The organism is Atlantibacter hermannii (assembly GCF_009907385.1).
GTDB classification, from domain to species: domain Bacteria; phylum Pseudomonadota; class Gammaproteobacteria; order Enterobacterales; family Enterobacteriaceae; genus Atlantibacter; species Atlantibacter hermannii_A.
Map to the genome: position 1 here is coordinate 1 of NZ_JAAATR010000051.1, position 19,843 is coordinate 19,843.

Below are 19,843 nucleotides of genomic sequence, written 5' to 3' on the forward strand. Positions count from 1 at the left end.
ACCATAGATTCCGTTTTCTGAGACGACCCCAAATACGCCGATCTGCTGCTGCCGGAAACCAGCTATCTGGAAGCGGAAGATCTGGTGGACAGCTCCTATGCGGCGGGTTCCCACAACTATATGATCGCCCTGCAAAAAACCATCACGCCGATGTGGGAAGTGCGCAGCACCTACGACATCTGCGCCGATATCGCCGGGCATCTGGGGCTGCGCGAGCAGTACACCGAAGGGCGCACCCAGGCGCAGTGGGCGGAATATCACTATCAGCAAATACGCGAGAAACGCCCGTATCTGCCGGAATGGTCGGTCGCCAAAAACAAAGGGATCATCGACCAGAAAATCGCCACCGAACGCCAGAGCATTGCGTTTATCGATTTCCGCGAAGATGCCGCAGCTCATCCGCTGGAGACGCCGTCCGGCAAGATCGAAATTTACTCCCAGGCGCTGGCGGACCTGGCGCAGAAATGGACCCTGCCGGAAGGCGATCGCATCCCGGCGGTGCCGGAGTTCTGCGTGGTGAAAGAGTCGCACCTGAATAAAGAACTGACGGCGAAATACCCGCTACAGCTCAGCGGCTTCCACACCAAGGGCCATACCCACTCTACCTACACCAACGTGCTGGCGCTGCATGAAGCGGTACCGGATGAGGTATGGCTTAACCCGATTGACGCCCGTGCGCGGCAGCTCGCTTCCGGCGATATCGTGCACGTGTTTAACGATCGCGGCGTGGTGGAGATCCCCTGCAAGGTGACCAACCGTATTCTGCCAGGCGTGGCGGCGATGCCGCAGGGCGCGTGGACGCGTCTTAACAATGAAGGTGTTGATGTCGGCGGTTGTATCAACTCGTTGACCAGCCATCTGCCGTCGCCGCTGGCGAAAGGCAACCCGCAGCACACCAACCTGGTTGAGATTAAACGCGCTTAAGGAGTGAATAAATATGAAACAGTATGGCTTTTACGTTGACTCCTCGCGCTGCTCGGGCTGTAAAACCTGCCAGGTGAGCTGTAAGGACAACAAAGATTTAGATGTGGGGCCGAAGCTGCGCCGGGTGTATGAATACGGCGGCGGCAGCTGGGTGCAGGAAGGCGGCAGCTGGCACAACGACACCTTCAGCTACTACCTGTCGATTGCCTGTAATCATTGCGATCAACCCACCTGCGTAGCGGGCTGCCCGACCGGGGCAATGCACAAGCGCGAGGAAGACGGGCTGGTTCTGGTGGATGATTCCCTCTGCGTGGGCTGCCGCTACTGTGAAATGCGCTGCCCGTACGGCGCGCCGCAGTTTGATGCCAAAGCGAAAGTGATGCGCAAATGCGACGGTTGTCTGGATCGGCTGGAAAAAAATCTGCGTCCGATTTGCGTGGATTCCTGCCCTCAGCGCGCGCTGGATTTTGGGCCAATCGATGAACTGCGCCAGAAGTACGGCGTGGAAAACCAGATCGCCCCGCTGCCGTCGGCCAGCTTTACCCATCCGAATCTGGTGGTGAAACCGCATCCGAAGGCGCGGCCAACCGGCGATACGGAAGGCGCGATTCAGAATTTACGGGAGGTGCGTCATGCATGAGTTGCCGCTGGTTTTCTTTACCGTTCTGACGCAGAGCGCGGTCGGCGCGTTTATTGTGCTGCTGATTGGCGGCGCGCTGGGCCACATTGAACCGCGCCGTCTGGCTATCGGCCTGTTCGCCGCAGTATGCCTGTTCGGCCTGGGCGTGGTGATGGGCATTTTCCACCTCGGGCAGCCGCTGCGCGCCATGAATATGCTGTTCCGCGTCGGGTCTTCGCCGATGAGTAACGAAATCGTGCTCTCGGCGGTGTTCGGTACGATCGCCGGTATTGCGGCGCTGGGCCTGCTGCTGGATCGCGGCGCGCGTAAGCTGTTTATCGCGCTGGCCTGGCTGGCGGCGGCGATAGGCGTGGTGTTTGTTTTCGCCATTCCGCGCATCTACCAGTTGCCGACAGTGACCACCTGGAGTTCCTCCTGGACCACCGTCGTTATGCTGCTGACGCCGCTGATCGGCGGCGGCGCGCTGGCGGCCGCGCTGGGCGTGCGCCGTCTGGGATTGATTGTCAGTATCGTCGGGATTATCGCCAGCTTCTGTCTGCGGCCGGGCTACCTGTCCACAATCCTGCTGGCCGATGCCCCACTGGCTGCGGCGCAGTCTGACTGGTTTACCGCCCAGGCGGTACTGCTGGCGGCAGGCGCCCTGGGCGCGCTGGTGTATATGCGCGCCAGAAGCGGCCAGGCGCTGCTGTTCGCCAGCGCAGGCGTGGTGATTGCGGCGGAACTGATTGGCCGTATCGCGTTTTACAATCTCTGGACGTTGCCGATGTAACGCCCTGTCGGGCGGGCTTCGGCCTGCCCGATCGCTGTTTAATAAGGAATGATGTATGTCTTCTGCCGCTGTACTGCCGCGTATTCTTGGCGCGCTGTTTTACTATTCGCCGCAGCGCCCCGAGGTTAAGGCGCTGATTGAATGCCTGCCAACCCTGCCGTCGCTGTATGCCTGGCGCGATCCACTCGCTATCACCCAACTGTGCGAAGCCTGGCCCATGGACACTGAGGAAGAACTGGGCTGGCAGTATTCCGTGCTGTTTGAAGGCCAGGGAGAAATGGTCGCGCCGCCCTGGGGTTCGGTCTATCTGGAAAAAGATAATTTGCTGATGGGCGAAACCACGGCCCGCTACCGTGGGTTTTTACGCAATCATGGTCTGACGTTTGACGGCCAACAACAGGAGCCGGAAGATCAGTTTGGCCTGATGCTGCTGGCCAGCTCCGCGTTTATCGAGCGCGATAATCCGCAAGCCGCCACGGCGTTGCTGGAACAATTCCTGCTGCCCTGGGCGCCACGCTATCTTGAATGTTTACAGCATAACCACGTCAGCCCGTTTTACGCGCGGCTGGCGAAGGTCGCGGCGCTGTATTTGCAGGACGTTAAACAGCAACGGGGACTTAACCCGGTGGAATCACGGATATTCTTCTGATGAATAAAACCGAGCGCTATTACCAGCAATATATGTCCCATCGCCACGTCAGCCGTCGCGGGCTGTTCCGGGCTTTTGTGACAGCGTCACGTAACGTTGCGCCGCCCCCTGCCGCTTTACCGCCGTGGCCGCTGCCGCCGGGTGCTGTGACCACGGCGGAATTTTTCGCCCGGTGCGATAACTGCCAGCAGTGCATTCAGGCGTGTCCGATGGGCGTATTGATTACCCATCAGGAGGGTTACCCGCAATTAGCGATCGAGTACGCCAGTTGCGACGGCTGCGCGGCGTGCATTCAGGCGTGCCCGACCGGCGCGTTACAGCCGCAGCCGCGCTTCGATACCCGGCTGCGTCCTGTTTTTACTGATGCCTGCATCCACGGCGCGCGGGGATGCGATCGCTGTGCAGAAGTTTGCCCGCAACAGGCCTGTTCTATTGGCGAATCCGGTCTGCCGCATGCCGACGCCGACCGCTGCAACGGCTGCGGCGAGTGCCTCATCCAGTGTGATCGTCAGGCCGTCACGCTGCTGTCAGTTATATAACCCTGCAAGATACAAGGTTGAACTCTTATTTTTTTCATCTATAGTGACAGGCTTCACAAATCCTCAGTTAATTACACCATTATGTTGCTTACGCCGCCCTGAGTTACCCCTTAACTCTCTGCACTGAATAACACCCTCGGTGCCTGACGACATCCCGCCTGCGGATGCGCGTTGCTCTGCGTTGCGTAAAATTATTAATCATTAACCATTGAGAAATCACTATGTTGCTGTCCTCGACGCGTAAGGACTGGCTGGGTAATGTCCGTGGCGACATCCTGGCGGGTATTGTTGTGGCGCTGGCCCTGATCCCGGAATCCATTGCCTTTTCCATTATCGCGGGGGTCGACCCGAAAGTCGGTCTCTATTCTGCCTTCTGTATCACCGTGGTGATCGCCTTTTTCGGCGGGCGTCCGGCGATGATCTCCTCGGCGACCGGCGCGATGGCGCTGCTGATGGTGACGCTGGTGAAGGAGCACGGATTGCAATACCTGCTGGCGGCCTCGGCGCTGACCGGCGTGTTTCAGCTATTGGCCGGTTACTTAAAGCTCGGCAGCCTGATGCGCTTTGTCTCCCGCTCGGTGGTCACCGGCTTTGTTAACGCGCTGGCGATCCTGATTTTTATGGCGCAATTGCCGGAGCTGACCAATGTCACCTGGCACGTGTACGCCTTAACCGCGGGCGGGCTGGCGATCATCTATCTCTGGCCGCGCATTAATAAGACTATCCCTTCGCCGCTGGTCTGCATCCTGGTGATTACCGCCCTTTCCCTGTGGCTCAATCTGGACGTGCGCACCGTTGGCGATATGGGCCAGTTGCCGGACAGCCTGCCGGTTTTTTTGATCCCGGATGTGCCGTTTACGCTGCAAACCCTGTGGATCATTCTGCCGTACTCCGCCGGGCTGGCCGCCGTGGGGCTGCTGGAGTCAATGATGACCGCGACGATTGTCGATGACATGACCGACACGCCCAGCGATAAGAACCGCGAGTGTAAAGCCCAGGGCATCGCCAATATCTGCACCTCCATGATCGGCGGAATGGCGGGCTGCGCGATGATCGGCCAGTCGGTGATTAACGTAAAATCCGGCGCACGCGGGCGGCTCTCTACGCTGACCGCAGGCCTGGTGCTGCTGGTATTGGTGGTATTTTTAAATCAGTGGGTATCGCGCATTCCGATGGCGGCCCTGGTGGCGGTCATGATTATGGTGTCCATTGGCACCTTCTCGTGGCGCTCGATCCTCAACTTACGCACTCATCCACCGTCAACCAGCGTGGTGATGCTGGCGACGGTCGCGGTAGTGGTCGCGACCCATAACCTGGCGTTTGGCGTCTTTACCGGCGTGCTGATCGCGGCGCTGAATTTTGCCACGAAGGTGGCGCGCTATATGAACGTTGAAACCACCCGGGATGGCGAGACGCGTAGCTATCAGGTACACGGCCAGATCTTTTTTGCTTCTGCCGACCGCTTTGTTGAGCGTTTCGACCTGCGCGAGCCGCTGCAAAAAGTGGTGATCGACGTGCGTCATGCTCATTTCTGGGATATCACCGCCGTGGGCGCGCTCGATAAAGTGGTGATGAAGTTCCGCCGCGCGGGCGTAGACGTGGAAATCATCGGGATGAGCGAGGCCACGCGCAGCCAGATCGACCGTTTCGCTATACACGATAAACCGGACGCAGCGAGTCTGGCTTCCGGGCATTAATTTTTTCTCAAGCGGGTCTCCATTCCGGCCCGCTGTAAAAATCCCACACTTATCATCGCGTTAATTATTGCCGCGTTTTACGTTGGCGTAGGGGCTGGTTTAATGGCGGCGGATCATCCACGCCCCACCAATTCGTTTCGGCACACATCATCAAAAACAGGAATTTCACGGCGGAGGAGTATTTCTCCGCCTTTTTTGTTTTAAATAAAATGAAAAATCCTGATTTTTCGGCTGACTGGAATGGTAGCTACAGTTAATTAACACAACTCTCCGCGCTATTTAACCAATCTACAACCACAATAATGAAACTGCATTTCAAAACAAAAAGAACATTGTTTCTTTTGTGATGCAGCTATCAGATAGCCCTCAAATTCGGGTGCTAACATAACTACGCTTTAGTTTACCTTTCCAGACAAACGCGCCTTTTCGGGCATAGAAAAAATAGTTTCAGGTGGGATAAAGAAGATGGACATATTATTAGGGCTTGTAAAAACGCCCGCAGTAATAATAGCGATTGTGGCATTTCTGGGTTTGTTGTTTCAAAAGGCTTCGGTTTCACGATTAATAACCGGAACGTTCCTTTCGTTTATCGGTTTTACAATGATAAAGGTCGGCGGTGGCATTCTGATGAAAGTGCTGACCGCGTTTAGCGCCCTGTTTTCTAAAGCTTTTGATATCGTTGGCGTCGTTCCCAGTAACGAGGCTATCATGGCGGCGACCATTGATAAGCTTGGTGCGACGGCGGCGCTAATTCTGCTGTTCTCGATGATTTTAAATATTCTGCTGGCCCGCTTTACGCGTTTTAAATTTATCTATCTGTCATTGCACCTGGTGCTGTTTATGGCCTTTGCCCTGACAGCGGTATTAATGCAGTTCGGCTTCAGCAATTATCAGATGGTGATTATCGCCTCAGTGTTTATCGGCTGCTATATGGCGATCTCCCCTTTTATTCTTAACCGCTTTAGTCGAGAAATTATCGGTTCCGATGAGTATGCTATTTCTCATGCGGCGATATCTTCCTATGTGATTGGCTCTTTTATGGGCAAATGGTTCGGGAATAAAAAGACCGATACCGAGCACCTGAATATCAGCAATAAATTCGATTTTATTCGCGAGCCGAACATTGCCACCCTGTTGACCATGTTGGTGCTGCTGCTAATCTCCTGTGTTTTCGCTTCTCAGCCGCAAATTAAAGATGCGATGACCATGGTTTACGGCGCAGGCGCTGGCGATAAAAACGTAGTGATTTTTATCCTTGAGCAGTCTGCTATCTTCGCCTGCGGCCTGTATCTGGCCAAAGCGGGCGTCAACCTGTTTACTGCTGAAATCGTCCCGGCATTTAAAGGTTTTGCCCGCGTGTTTGCCCCTGGCGCTGTGCCTGCGGTGGACGTGATGGTGCTGTTTACCAAAGCGCCTAATGCCACGTTAATCGGCTTCCTGATTAGCTTTATGGTTGAGCTGGTTTGCATCGTGATTTTCCCGTTCATCGGCCTGCCGATCATCGTTCCGGGGATTATGGCGAGCTTTATCACCGGCGGCGCGGCGGCCATTTTCGGTAACGCAACCGGCGGTTTCCGTGGCGCGGTGATTGCCAGCAGTATTAACGGCCTGTTGCTGTGCGTACTGCCTGCGCTGACCCTGCCGATTTTCTCCCAGCTCGGCGCAAACGGCGTCACCTTCGCCGACCCGGACTTCACCATTCCGTCGCTGATCCTCGATTACATTCTGCGACTGTTCAGCTTTATCTAACCGGTCAACGCCTCCCTGCGAGGCGTTTTCCTGTTAACCCTCATTAAAATTGCACTCCTGGTTGAAAAAAGTGGGTTCTCCTTTTATATTCGGCTCATATACTGAGCCGAATACTTTTTTTTTCGGCTCATGACCGGAGATCGCGATGACGCATTCACACTGGATTTGGGCACAACCCGACTGGCCGCATTTTCACTGGCAGGACGAGGCGCTTTTGCCCCTGACGCGCGCCATTCAGCGTAAAACCGGCATTTTGCTGGGGAAAACCTCGGCGACGGAAAACGAAACGCGTCAGGCACTGGATACTCTGCTGGCCAACATCCTCGCCTCCAGCGCCATCGAAGATGAACGGCTGAACGTTCAGTCGGTGCGCTCGTCGCTGGCGCGCCGCTTAGGCGTCAGCGATGAAAAGCCCTGGCCGACCAGCGATCGCTCAGAAGGTCTGGCCGACATGATGTTCGATGCCATTGATAACCGGCTGGAACCGCTGACGCTGGCGCGCTTGTATCAGTGGCACCAGTGGTTGTTTGCCGAACAGCATTCCTGGCTGGGACGCGTGATTGTCGGCTCCCTGCGCAGTGATGAGCCAATGCAGGTGGTGTCTGGCCGGATCGATAAACCGCATGTCCATTTTGAAGCGCCGCCGCGCGCCGGGCTTGAGGCGCAGCTCACGCAGTTTATCGACTGGTTTAACCAAAGCCGCAATGACGCCCTGCTTGATCCACTGCTGCGTGCGGCGATTGCCCATCTGTGGTTTGTGACGCTACACCCTTTCGATGATGGCAACGGCAGGATGACCCGCGCCCTGACCGATCTGGCGCTGGCTCAGGCGGATGACCAGAGTATCCGGTTGTATGCCATGTCGGTGGCGATCCTGGAAAGACGCCCTGATTACTACCGCATTCTGGAGCAAACGCAAAAAGGCCCGCTGGATATTACGCCCTGGCTGGTCTGGTTTTTAGAAACCCTGGATGCCACGCTCGATCATGCACTGGATTCTGTCCAGCGCATACTGATGAAATCGCGCTTCTGGCAACGGCCTGCCACGCTGGATATCAGTCCGGAACAGCAGAAAGTCCTCAACCGGTTGCTCGACGGCGGTGAAAACGGATTTGATGGCGGCATCAGCGCCAGCCAGTATCAGAAAGTGGCGAAAGTGAGTAAAGCGACGGCAACCCGCCATCTCGCGCAGTTGGTTGAAAAAGGCTTACTGGAAAAAATGCCCGGCGGCGGGCGCAATACCCGCTATCAGATTGCTGTCGGCGAATGAGCCAGATACGCACTTTATTCGCCTCATTTCGTGAGCCGATTAGCATCGTTATTCGGCTCATTCCCTGTTTTTTGCTGTAAAGCTCTTCAACGCGATGGCTTGAGTTTGACGATAGTGGAAAGCGCTATATTGTATGTTGTAACTAAAGACGATCTAAAACAAACCTGGCCGTAGCCAGGTTCAATATGACTTAGCAGAGCGGTTTAACGGCGGCACGCATGCCTACCGACAGGATCTGCTCGAGGTTCGCCGCAACGTTATCGGTCAATCCGGCAACCTGATTCAGGTTCAGGCCCCAGTGTTCGCTGTCAGACAACACCTTCTCAACCAGCTCGCGTACCGACAGGGTATTCGCATTCACCGCGCCCCACCACTGCTGATAACGCTCCAGCCAGTGCGCATCATCCTGCAACGGATAAGTGACACCGTCACGCTCGCCGCGATAGAAGGCAATCAGCGCCGCCAGCGCAAACGTCAGACGCGCCGGTAATACCCCACTCGCTTTCTGGCCGGCCAGTAATTGCGGCAGAATGCGGGTGCGGAACTTGGTCATGCCGTTCAGGGCAATCGACAGCAACTGATGTTTGATGTACGGGTTACGGAAGCGCCCTACCACCGCTTTGGCAAATGACGCCAGTTCATCCGCCGGTAAATCCAGAACCGGGATGATCTCTTCAGCAATGGCTTTTTCAACAAACGCGCAGACGTCAGCATCGTTCATCGCTTCGCCCACGGTATCGATACCTGCCTGATAGGCCACCGGCACCAGCGCAGTATGCGCGCCATTCAGAATGGCGACTTTACGCTCTTTATACGGCTTAATGTCGTCAACGATCAGCACGTTCAGCGCCAGCTTGTCGAGACGCAGCGCCTGCGCGAGGGATTTCGGCCCCTGGATCACAAACAGGTAAAAATGCTCGGCGGTATCCAGGAAGCTGTCGTGATAGCCCAGCTCCGCTTCGAGGCTGGCGACTTCGTCACGGGGATAGCCGGTCACGATACGGTCCACCAGCGTCGAGCAGAAGGTGTTAGCAGTATTCAGCCAGGCAATGAATTCCGCACCCAGTTCCCACTCCTGCGCGTAACGCAGCACCAGCGCCTGCAACGCCTCGCCGTTATAGTCGATCAGTTCGCAAGGAATGATGATCCAGCCTTTATCGGTGGCACCGTGGAAATGGGAGAAACGTTCGAACAGCAGACGCGTCAGTTTCGCCGGATAGCTGACCGCCGGCGCATCCGCGAATTTATCGCCTGCGTGATAGCTGATGCCCGCTTCGGTGGTATTGGAGAACACAAAGCGCATATCCGGATTGTGCGCCAGCGCCAGATACGCGTCATATTCGCGGTAGACGTTGATTTCGCGATTCACGGAGCGAATCAAACGCGCGTCGCTAACGGCTTCGCCCTGCTCGTTCAGGCCACGGATGATGGTGGTGTAAAGCCCATCCTGGGTACTCAGCGACGGCGGGAAATCGCTGTCGATAGGACGCACAATGACCACGCCGGCGTTCAGGTCGGTATGTTCGTTAAGGAGATCAACTTGCCAGTCAACAAAAGCGCGTAAAAAGTTCCCTTCACCAAACTGGATGATACGTTCGGGATACTGCGCGCCGGGAAAATCGCGACGATTTAACGTTTTCACAATAGGTTCCTTGGTGGATTTAATTATCAGTCAACCTAATCATTAGCCACCCTAACCTAACAGAAACAGATAAATCTAAAACCCTGTTTTGATCAAACTGGGCCAAAGTATTCAAAAATTTTATGCAGGACTAAAATAATTTTAGAGAAAGGCTTTTTGAAACAAGCCAAAAGCGGCAGGCTCAACAAGCAAAAATACGATTTTTTCCGTCTCGTTTGGCGGTATACAGCGCATCGTCTGCGGCTTTAAGCCATTCGGTAGTGGAAGTCATCTCGCGGGTGGCGAACGCGATACCGATGCTCAGCGAGCAGTGATAAGGAATACCGTGATCGGCCTGGAGCTGAGCGGCCTGGGCCATAATCGTCTGGCCCATCGCCGTGGCCTCTTCCATTGAGGTGTTCGGCAGCAGCACTACAAACTCGTCGCCACCCAGCCGCGCCGGGGTATCCTGCTGACGGGTGAAGCGACGCAGAATTTCCGCCACCGCCACCAGCATAGAATCGCCCACTTTGTGCCCGTAGCGGTCGTTCACGTCTTTAAAATCGTCGATGTCGATAAACATCAGCGCCGACCGCCGGTGGCGTTGATTGATCTTATTCAGCTCATGATGAATGCGCGGCTCCAGCAGGCGGCGGTTAGCGATGTCCAGCAGCGGATCCATCATGGCGATGCGTCCCAGTTCGTCGCTCTTTTGCCGCAGCTTAATGGCGATAGCATCGGTCAGCGCGCTGACCGCCAGAACATAGATGGCGATGAGCGGCAGCGTGGCGTATGCCGTGCGCTGGCTGATTTCCGGCTCGAACGGCATACCCCGCGCTATCCAGCACGCCAGGAACCCGACAATCAGCGCCGCAGCGGCTTTACGCAGCAGTTCCATTCCCCCTGCAGCCAGACGATCGGAAAGCAGAATGGCGGCAATGGTGACCGAAGGCAGCGGACTGGCCCCCATCATGGCGATCCAGAACCCTCCCGCAGCGGCATCCAGCACCAGGCTGCGATGTTCTGCAATCAGCGGCTGGCGGGCGCGACGAGCCAGTAAAAAAGCCACGCTCGGCCAGATAAAGGCATTCGCGCTCAGCAATATCAGCCAGCCGTGAGAATGATGTTGTTCAGATAAAGCAGAGAAGATGGGAATAAAGCAGAGGAATGTGCCTAACATGCGCATGAAATACATGCGTCGGATAAATTTGAGACCGGCAACGCCATCACGATTATTGATATATTCACTCAGAGGCATTACGCGGCTTTTCCGAAATAAACTCTACAACATCTTATAAATGTTATTTTTGTGTAGCAAGTTATTTTATTAACAAAATCATTGGATTAATAATTCACAAATGAAAGAAGTTCGCAACTACCAATAATGGCGGCGCGCTACATGGTTTCGGAAATAACCTTTGCGGGCGCGATACTCACGTCTGATGAAGAGGTCACCTGATTACGCCCGCTCTGTTTAGACCGATAAAGATGACGATCGGCGACCGGCATCAGGCGGGTAAAGGCGTCGATCACGCCAGGCTCAATACAGGACTGATGACTCAGCCCAATGCTGATAGTGATAGACAGGGTTTTCTCCTGCCAGTTAAACGGATAGTCGGCAATACGCTGTCGCAGCAGCTCGGCCAGCTCCAGCCCCTCTTTTAACGACGCGCCCGGACACACCACCACAAACTCTTCACCGCCCATACGCGCCACCAGCCCTTTAGACCCCACGGTGCGGAGCGCGCGTTCGCCAAACGCGGTAAGCACCGTGTCGCCGCATTCATGCCCATAGCTGTCGTTGATGCGCTTAAAGTAGTCGATATCAATCAGCATCACGCACAGGGAGCCGTAGCGGGTATCGGCGAACGGCGGCTTTTTCAGGGTTTCCAGCAGCCCGGAGCGGGATAACGCGCCGGTGAGATAGTCATAGTTGGCGCGGCGCGCAACCTGGCGCATCAGGGCGTTAATGGAGGCGACGCTGGTCGAGACCATCAGCGGGCAGAGCGCCATAATCGCAATCCCCAGACGGGCAGAGAAAAGCTGCGCGGTTTCCAGCGGCGCGGCGGTATTAAACTGGATCGTAGAATTGCCCACCAGTACGATTTCCGCGACGCCGGTGATCAGCATCACCAGGCAGGTCACCGGCAGCGAGTAGCGAATGGCACACCAGATCAGCGCCGCCAGCGGGAACGCCAGGCTCCCTGCTCCGCCAATCAGCACCGACGCGCCCACCGAAGCCACCACCGCCATAAACGGCCACAGCATCTCAGGATTAACCAGCGTTTTACTGCGCGGCCAGCGCACGGTCAGGACCCAGGGTAAAATCAGCACCCCGGTTGAGAACTGTTCGCTGAACCAGTCGGCGAACAGCGGCCACAGTTTATAGTTATCGATGCCAATAGACGCCAGCGTTCCTACCAGCGCGCACAGCGCCGAGGCGATCAGGCAGTAGAGAAACAGTTTCAGTACGTTAAGCGGCGGTCTTTCTTCGCCCTTAACCTGCCCGGCATCGCGCTGCATCAGCATGGCGAAGGTAACGATAAACACCATATTGGAAAGATTGATCGCCAGCGACGCCACGCCCCAGCGGGTCGTCATGGCGTCATACACCAGCATGGCGACATAGCTCAGCAGGTAATAGTGCGGGCGATTCAGAAAGGCGTAGCGGGCGAATACCCCGGCCATGACCGCATTCAGCGGCCAGAACAGCGAGAGCTCGTCGATAAGGCGCAGCATCGCGCCAAAGAAATAAAACAGCGACGTCAGAATGATGATGCCGAAAGCATTAATCAGCGTTCTTTCAGGCCGAAAAAACGGTTGAACGGGTTCAGTCATACATTCCGCAGGTTTAAAGACATCCCACAGGGATAAAAACTGATGTGATTGCTGTGAGTTTACTGCAAACCAGAGATTAACAAAAAGAATACATCCTATTAAAAAATGGAGCGGCCAATATTTTGCGCAAGGATTTCCAGCGCCGCGATACCGGCCAGCGAGTTGCCCGCGCCATCCAGTTCCGGGCTCCACACCGCAATTGACATCTCGTGGGGCACAATCGCCACAATACCGCCGCCGACGCCGGATTTCCCCGGCATCCCTACGCGCCAGGCAAACTCACCGGCGTTTTCATATAATCCGCTGGTCGCCATCAGGGCGTTAATTTGCCGGGTTTGCAGGGGGCTGATAACGGGACGATCGCCATCAGGCAGCCTGCCCTGATTCGCCAGGAACAAAAAGGTTTTCGCCAGCTCCAGACAGCTCATTTTGAGCGCGCAGTAGTGGAAATAGTTTTGCAGTACGCCGATCACGTCATTATCAAAATTACCAAACGACTTCATCAGATAAGCGATCGCGGCATTACGCGCCGAGTGCTCAAACTCAGAACGGGCGACGCGGGCGTCATAGCTGATATCACTCACCCCTGACAGCATCCGCACAAACTCCAGCATCCGCTGACGCGGCGCGCTCAGCCGGCTTTGCAGCATATCGCACACCACCAGCGCCCCGGCGTTGATAAACGGATTGCGCGGGATCCCCTGCTCCAGCTCCAGCTGTACCAGCGAATTGAACGGCTGACCGGAGGGATCTTTACCGACGCGCCGCCAGATTTCGTCCCCTTCATAGCGATCCATCGCCAGTACCAGGCTCAACACCTTTGAAATAGACTGGACAGAGAAACGCTCACGGGCATCGCCTGCGGTAAAACAACCACCGTCCACGGTGCAAATCGCCATCCCCAGCTTATTGGCCGGGACTTCCGCCAACGCCGGAATGTAGTTAGCCACTTTTCCCTGGCCAAGCAATGGCCTGACCTGCGCCAGAATGGCGTCGAGCACCGAATTATCTAATACCAGAGCCACTTTCCCTCTCCCTGCACCGGGTAAAATCGCCGGGAGTATATCAGAGTCAGGCGGGAAGGCGGAAACGCGCCACCGCCGCGCGAAGCCGCTTCGACTCCTGTCCCAACTTGCCCGACGCCTGGCTCATCTGCGCCACCAGACTGCCGGTTTCCGTCACTACCTGGTTTAAGCTGCTGATGCGATGGGTGACGCGGTGAATGCGTTCCCCCTGATTCAGCGTCGCGCCGGAAATCTCGCTGAGCAGACCGGTGAGGTTGCCCACCAGCGACATAATCTGCTCAAGAGTATTCTCAAGACGGGAGACCGCACCGGAACCCTGTTCGATCCCCTGTAGCGAATGGTGGATCAACTGTTCGATGGTCTGGGTGGAATGGCTGCTTTTGCGCGCCAGTAATCCGACTTCCCGGGCGACGATGGCGAATCCGCGTCCGTGTTCGCCGGCATGGGCCGCTTCAATCGCCGCATTCAGCGCCAGAATATTGGTCTGGAACGCCACGCTGTTGATCATGGCGACAATCCCGCGCATCTCTCCGGCGCGGGACACAATGTCCTGCATCGAATGATTCACCATTTGCATCATCTGTTCCCCGCCTGCCGCCACGTCGCGCGCGCTGTCGGCACGTTGATTGGCGACCCGGGCGTACTCGGTGTTCTGCTCGACGTGGGATTCCAGGGCGTGGATGTGGCGGGTCACGCGCTCCAGCTCCTGAGCCTGACGCTGCGCCTGATTCGACAGCGCGTCGTTATCCCGGGCAAGGTTATCCACGGTATCGGCCACGGCGCCGGTGACGGCGCGCATTTCCTCCACCAGCTTCAGCAGCCCCTGCTGCATGGTATTAATGCTGGCGTTCAGCTCGCGCATTTCGCGATTACGCGTCAGGGTAACCGGGGTGGCGGTTGACAGATCCCCCGCCGCCAGCTGGTGCAGATGATGAATTAACTTACGCAGCGGCGTGATCACCCACGCGGACATGCCGAGCCACACGGCCACGGCTATCACCAGCAACATTCCCAGCGCGGCGATAAAGCTTTTCTGCGCGGTGGCCAATCCGGCCAGCAGTTGCTGGCTGTGTTGCGCGTTACGGATCTCTATCTGGCTCTGATACTCTGCCCAACGCAGATTAAAGTCCGCCTGGAACGCCTGTACCGGCACGCTGAAAAAGGCGTCGATGCTGTTGGTGGCGACCAGCCCGTCCGCCTGCTCTTTCAGCGCCTGATAAAACGCCTGGTAGCTGGTTAACAGGTTCTCGTCCTGCGGCGTGGCGTGTTTCCGGTAGCGCACAAACGCCTGATGGGAATGGCTTAATGCCTGCTGCGCTTCATCCATCAGGCTCTGCCAGCTCCCTTCAGAGCCGGTGGCGGCATCCTGCATAAAATAGACCCCCGCGCGGTTGAGCAAATCGCTGGCCATCAGCAGCGAGACTCTGGCCTGTTCCATCTGGGCCTGCTGTTGCTGAAGCTGCTCCCGGCGCGCCAGATCCCGTTCGGTATCATGGAGCAGCGAAGAGAGCATGAAGGTCGATAAAATTTGCAGTGCGGAGAAAAGCGCGATCGCACACAGGATCGCGCTCAGTAAGCGGAACTGGACCCGGCTGAACGGCCCGGACAATTTGCGGAAAATTTCACTTAGATTCATGATTTTCTTCAGTAAAAACCGTTAACGCCGCGAGTCTACTGAGCGAAAATGACAGAATCATTGCACTAATTTGACAATCATCCTTTACGGTTGCGCCATACGGTCTGGGCGTTGCAGAACTCATGCAGGCCAAAGTGCGACAATTCGCGGCCAAAGCCGCTTTTTTTGACGCCGCCAAACGCCACCCGGGCGTCCGATGCGCTATAGCCGTTAATAAACACCCCGCCGCATTCCAGCTGCCCGGCAAACCAGCGGGCGCGCTGGTCATCGGCAGTGTAGATCGTCGCGCTTAACCCGTATTCACTGTCATTGGCTAACGCCAGCGCGTGTTCCGCATCTTCAGCCACCGTGATGGCCGCCACCGGGCCAAACAGCTCTTCGCGAAAGGCCGTCATCTGCGGGGTGACATTACTCAGCACCGTCGGCGGATAGAAATTCCCCTCGCCGGCCGGTTTTACACCGCCCAGCAGCAGCGTCGCGCCCTGGGCCACGGAGGCTTCCACCTGGCGGTGCAGTTCATCACGCAGATCTGCCCGCGCCATTGGCCCGATATACGTCTCGTCATCCTGCGGATCGCCCATCCGCAGCGCCGCCGCACGCTCGACAAACAGCGCGGTAAAGCGCGGCGCAATCCCGGCTTCGACGATAAAACGCTTGGCCGCTGCGCAAACCTGCCCGGTATTTTGATAGCGCCCCGCGACCGCAGCGCTAACCGCTTCTTCAAGATCGGCATCGTTGAGCACGATAAAAGGATCGGAACCGCCCAGTTCCAGCACGCATTTTTTCAGCGCCGCGCCGGCCTGTGCGCCAATCGCCGCGCCCGCGCGGCCGCTGCCGGTCACGGTGACTGCCGCGATACGCGGATCGCGAATCAACTCGCCCACGTCTTCATTCGTGGCGTTAATCACGCTGAATACGCCCTCCGGGATCCCCGCCGCGCTGGCGATCCCGGCAATCAACTGCGCGCAGCCCATCACCGACGGCGCATGTTTTAACAGATAGCCGTTACCCGCCAGCAGGATCGGCACCATGCCGCGCAGCACCTGCCACAGCGGGAAGTTCCACGGCATCACCGCCAGGATGGTGCCAATGGGCCGGTATTCAATCACGGCATCAGGCACCTGAGTCGGTTCCGCCGCCAGCATTGCCGGGCCGTGCTCCGCATACCAGTCGCACAGCGCGGCGGATTTGGCGACTTCAGCGCGCGCCTGGCGAATCGGCTTACCCATTTCGCGGGTCATCAGCTGCGCCATCTCTTCGCCACGCTCGCGCAGGGCCGCGCCGACATCACGTAACCGCCGGGCGCGCTGCTCGCAGGGTAAGGTTCGCCATTTGCGACAGGCCGCGGCGCTGCGGGCCAGGATCGCCTCGCGTTGCGATGCGCTGGCAAAGGGATAAGCCGCCAGGGTCTTGCCGGTGGTCGGGTCAATGGTTATCGCGTGAGTCTGGGGATTGGCGGTCATCGCTGTTCTCTTTTGCAGTGAAACATTGCTTCAGTGTGGGTCGGGATGCTATTTATGAAAAGTGAATAATATTAACCATCCTGTTCTTGATACGAGAAAACCATGGATCTGACGCAGCTTGAAATGTTCAACGCCGTGGCGGAAACCGGCAGCATTACCGCCGCCGCCCGTAAAGTGCACCGTGTGCCCTCGAATCTCACCACCCGCCTGCGTCAGCTTGAAGACGATTTAGGGGTGGAGCTGTTTATCCGGGAAAACCAGCGCCTGCGCCTGGCGCCTGCGGGCTATAGCTTTCTGGAATACAGCAAAAAAATTCTCGACCTGGTGAGCGAGGCGCGCAGCGTGGTCTCCGGTGACGAACCTCAGGGCGTGTTTTCGCTGGGTTCGCTGGAAAGCACCGCCGCCGTGCGTATTCCCGGCGTGCTGGCGACCTATAACCAACGCTACCCGCGCATTCAGTTCGATCTCGCCACCGGCCCCTCCGGCACCATGATTGACGGCGTACTGGAAGGCACGCTCAGCGCCGCGTTTGTCGACGGCCCGGTGCTGCACCCGTCGCTGGACGGATTGCCGGTCTACCGGGAAGAAATGATGCTGGTTGCCGCCGTCGGGCATCCCAAAGTAAACCGGGCGCGGGAAATCAACGGCGCGAGTATCTACGCCTTTCGCGCCAACTGTTCCTACCGGCGACATTTCGAAAGCTGGTTTAATGCCGATCACGCCATGCCGGGCAAAATCCACGAAATGGAGTCCTACCATGGCATGCTGGCCTGCGTAGTGGCAGGTGCGGGGCTGGCGCTGATGCCGCGCAGTATGCTGGAGAGTATGCCCGGGCATCACCAGGTTGAAGCCTGGCCGCTGGCGGAAAAGTGGCGCTGGCTGAATACCTGGCTTATCTGGCGGCGCGGCACCCGCTCACGCCAGTTAGATGCCTTTATCGATCTGCTGCCCCGGTGCGAATAACATGTCATGCCCTGGCGATACAGGCTGGGGCGTGTCGTTACGCGCCCTTAATTTACAATTTTAAAACGTTATTTTACCTACTGCTGCATCTTCATTATTACAAACGCGTCAAACTGTTAACCCGATTAATAAACTTATCTTTTTTTACAGCATTTCTGACTAAGAAATGTCAGAGCTGATTAAAATATCATCCGCCTTCCCCTTTTTCAGAAGACATTCATATGTTGCAAAAAGCAATTATTTCGGAAATCGATATTGAACTCATCACGCTTAACCAGGCGATACGCGATCATTTCGCATGGGCAAATAAGCTGATCGAATTTTCGTTATTTAATGACCGAATGGATAACAGTTTTACCGACCCCAAATCTCATGAGATTTGCGCTTTTGGTCACTGGCTTCGTTTGCAACTTACCTCATCCGAAGAAAATACCGCAGCATTGCTGGCCATTGAAGCCACCCATGAAATCATGCACGACGCCATGCGCGAAGTGATCCATTACGCCGGAAACCCGCATGCGCTGCGCGAAAAGCTCAATAATTACTTTCACGCGCAAATGCATTTCCTGGAGGCGACGGATCGCTATAAAACCGAACTGGTATCACTGCGTAATTGCTACGACACCCTAACGGGGCTCCCCCTCAGGCAATTGCTGTATAAAGATTTTTCCCGGATTGCCAGCCTGCACAGCCGTAAGGGCTCAACCTTTTATTTATCGCTTATCGATATTGATTTTTTTAAATCCGTTAACGATACCTGGGGTCATAACGTCGGGGACATTATTCTCAAAGAATTAGGCGAATTATTGGCCGCTAATGTGCGGGCGGAAGACAGAAGTTATCGTTTTGGCGGCGAGGAGTTTATTATCCTGCAGGAATGCCAGAATTACCGGGACTACACGGCAGCGATGCTGCGAATAATGAATATTATCAGAAAGCATATGTTCATTATTCCCGGCGGGACAATCAATATTACCGTCACCTGCGGCTCGACGACCGTGCGCGACGGAGACGAGTTGCAGGCCATTATCGACCGGGCCGATAAAGCCATGTATTTCGGTAAGCAAAACGGCAGAAATCAGTGTCGGTTCTGGAGCGAATACACGATGATTGATATTGAGAAAACCGCCGCAATTACTCTGTAGGGCGGGTTATCCTGTCCCGGCATCAGGGACAGGATAAATACAGGTTAACGCAGCATAACTTTGCCAATTAAATAGGTTGTTGCCCTTCCCCCAATTAACACTCTGTCACCGCGTAACTGGCAGCGCAATTCCCCGCCGCGCGCCGATACCTGATGCGCCAGCATCTCGGTTTTACCCAGCTTTTCGGCCCAGTACGGGATCAGCATGCTGTGGGTAGAGCCGGTGACGGGATCTTCGGCCACCGCCTCGCCAGGACAGAAAAAGCGGCTCACGAAATCGTCACTTTCACCCTGGGCGGTGATGCAAACCATTTTCCCCAGCGGCGCCAGGCCGTGAATATCCGGCGTTAACGCCTGCAGGCGCTGCGGATCGTTCATCACGACCAGCCAGTCGCGGGCCACGCGGGTTTCCTGTACCTCGCTGCGATCGATGCCGAGCTTTTCAAACAGCAGATCCGGCGCGTCGGCGGAGTCGGTTTGCCAGGCCGGGAAATCGAGCGTCAGCCACTCCCCGTTACGGGTCACGGTGAGTTCACCGACGAAACGGGTGGAGAATCTAATTACAGTGTCCGGGTAGTCAAGATATTCAAAAATGACGTGCGCGGCGGCCAGGGTGGCGTGGCCGCACAGGTTGATTTCATACTGGGTGGTAAACCAGCGCAGCTCAAAGCCGGTATCGGTGCGGACAAAGAACGCCGTTTCCGACTGGTTATGCTGTTTCGCCATCTGTAACAGCGTTTCATCGGGGAGCCATTCGGTTAAGGGGCATACCGCCGCCGCGTTTCCGCCGAACGTTTTATTGCTGAACGCGTCAATCATGTAGAAATCAATTGTTTGCATTGTCGTCTTCCTGGGGGGGGTGGTGGGATGACTATGACATAGATGGGGGATTAGCGTTATACACCTCTGACGCTGC

16 protein-coding genes and 1 pseudogene are annotated in these 19,843 nt (G+C 56.3%); 10 read left to right on the plus strand and 7 right to left on the minus strand.

What is annotated here, in order from left to right:
• Positions 1–33 precede the first annotated feature (33 nt).
• The 8 genes and pseudogenes from GV764_RS14475 to GV764_RS14510 all read left to right on the plus strand — a co-directional run.
• Positions 34–924: pseudogene (locus GV764_RS14475) on the plus strand (molybdopterin dinucleotide binding domain-containing protein); the annotation flags it as partial.
• Positions 925–937: 13 nt separating this feature from the next.
• Complete coding sequence (locus tag GV764_RS14480; RefSeq protein ID WP_161660760.1) at positions 938–1,564, plus strand: DMSO/selenate family reductase complex B subunit; 627 nt, start codon at positions 938–940, stop codon at positions 1,562–1,564.
• Complete coding sequence (locus GV764_RS14485) at positions 1,557–2,333, plus strand: DmsC/YnfH family molybdoenzyme membrane anchor subunit (protein ID WP_161660761.1); 777 nt, start codon at positions 1,557–1,559, stop codon at positions 2,331–2,333. Before GV764_RS14480 ends, GV764_RS14485 begins: the two co-directional genes overlap by 8 nt.
• A gap of 55 nt (positions 2,334–2,388) precedes the next feature.
• Positions 2,389–2,982, plus strand: coding sequence for a TorD/DmsD family molecular chaperone (locus GV764_RS14490; protein ID WP_161660762.1), 594 nt, complete (start codon positions 2,389–2,391; stop codon positions 2,980–2,982).
• Positions 2,982–3,521 (plus strand): ferredoxin-type protein NapF, encoded by a 540-nt coding sequence (napF, locus tag GV764_RS14495; protein ID WP_161660763.1) that lies wholly within the window; start codon positions 2,982–2,984, stop codon positions 3,519–3,521. Before GV764_RS14490 ends, napF begins: the two co-directional genes overlap by 1 nt.
• A 221-nt stretch (positions 3,522–3,742) precedes the next feature.
• On the plus strand, positions 3,743–5,218 hold the full coding sequence (locus GV764_RS14500) for a SulP family inorganic anion transporter (protein WP_161660764.1): 1,476 nt from the start codon (positions 3,743–3,745) through the stop codon (positions 5,216–5,218).
• A gap of 465 nt (positions 5,219–5,683) precedes the next feature.
• Positions 5,684–6,967 carry a PTS ascorbate transporter subunit IIC gene (locus GV764_RS14505; protein ID WP_161660765.1) on the plus strand — a complete coding sequence of 428 codons (1,284 nt, stop codon included), beginning with the start codon at positions 5,684–5,686 and terminating at the stop codon, positions 6,965–6,967.
• Between the two features lie 145 nt (positions 6,968–7,112).
• Positions 7,113–8,237, plus strand: coding sequence for a Fic family protein (locus tag GV764_RS14510; protein ID WP_201743199.1), 1,125 nt, complete (start codon positions 7,113–7,115; stop codon positions 8,235–8,237).
• Positions 8,238–8,427: 190 nt separating this feature from the next.
• Here the strand turns inward: GV764_RS14510 and GV764_RS14515 are convergent, their stop codons facing one another.
• From GV764_RS14515 to GV764_RS14540, 6 genes are all read right to left on the minus strand, one after another.
• Positions 8,428–9,879 (minus strand): tagaturonate reductase, encoded by a 1,452-nt coding sequence (locus GV764_RS14515; protein ID WP_161660766.1) that lies wholly within the window; start codon positions 9,877–9,879, stop codon positions 8,428–8,430.
• Between the two features lie 181 nt (positions 9,880–10,060).
• Positions 10,061–11,053 carry a sensor domain-containing diguanylate cyclase gene (locus GV764_RS14520; protein WP_161660775.1) on the minus strand — a complete coding sequence of 331 codons (993 nt, stop codon included), beginning with the start codon at positions 11,051–11,053 and terminating at the stop codon, positions 10,061–10,063.
• Between the two features lie 200 nt (positions 11,054–11,253).
• Positions 11,254–12,696, minus strand: coding sequence for a GGDEF domain-containing protein (locus tag GV764_RS14525; RefSeq protein ID WP_161660767.1), 1,443 nt, complete (start codon positions 12,694–12,696; stop codon positions 11,254–11,256).
• Positions 12,697–12,794: 98 nt separating this feature from the next.
• Positions 12,795–13,721: a glutaminase B gene (gene glsB, locus GV764_RS14530; protein WP_161660768.1), complete on the minus strand. Its 927-nt coding sequence runs from the start codon at positions 13,719–13,721 to the stop codon at positions 12,795–12,797.
• Between the two features lie 46 nt (positions 13,722–13,767).
• On the minus strand, positions 13,768–15,357 hold the full coding sequence (locus GV764_RS14535) for a methyl-accepting chemotaxis protein (protein WP_161660769.1): 1,590 nt from the start codon (positions 15,355–15,357) through the stop codon (positions 13,768–13,770).
• Positions 15,358–15,434: 77 nt separating this feature from the next.
• Complete coding sequence (locus GV764_RS14540; protein WP_161660770.1) at positions 15,435–16,820, minus strand: aldehyde dehydrogenase family protein; 1,386 nt, start codon at positions 16,818–16,820, stop codon at positions 15,435–15,437.
• 102 nt (positions 16,821–16,922) lie between these two features.
• On the opposite strand from GV764_RS14540, the gene ptrR reads away from it, so the two are divergent.
• Both ptrR and GV764_RS14550 read left to right on the plus strand, forming a co-directional pair.
• Positions 16,923–17,783 (plus strand): putrescine utilization regulator PtrR, encoded by an 861-nt coding sequence (gene ptrR / locus GV764_RS14545; protein ID WP_161660771.1) that lies wholly within the window; start codon positions 16,923–16,925, stop codon positions 17,781–17,783.
• A gap of 221 nt (positions 17,784–18,004) precedes the next feature.
• Positions 18,005–18,928: a diguanylate cyclase gene (locus tag GV764_RS14550; RefSeq protein WP_161660772.1), complete on the plus strand. Its 924-nt coding sequence runs from the start codon at positions 18,005–18,007 to the stop codon at positions 18,926–18,928.
• A 44-nt stretch (positions 18,929–18,972) separates the two neighbouring features.
• Here the strand turns inward: GV764_RS14550 and GV764_RS14555 are convergent, their stop codons facing one another.
• Positions 18,973–19,767: a PhzF family phenazine biosynthesis protein gene (locus GV764_RS14555; RefSeq protein WP_161660773.1), complete on the minus strand. Its 795-nt coding sequence runs from the start codon at positions 19,765–19,767 to the stop codon at positions 18,973–18,975.
• Between the last annotated feature and the right edge of the window lie 76 nt (positions 19,768–19,843).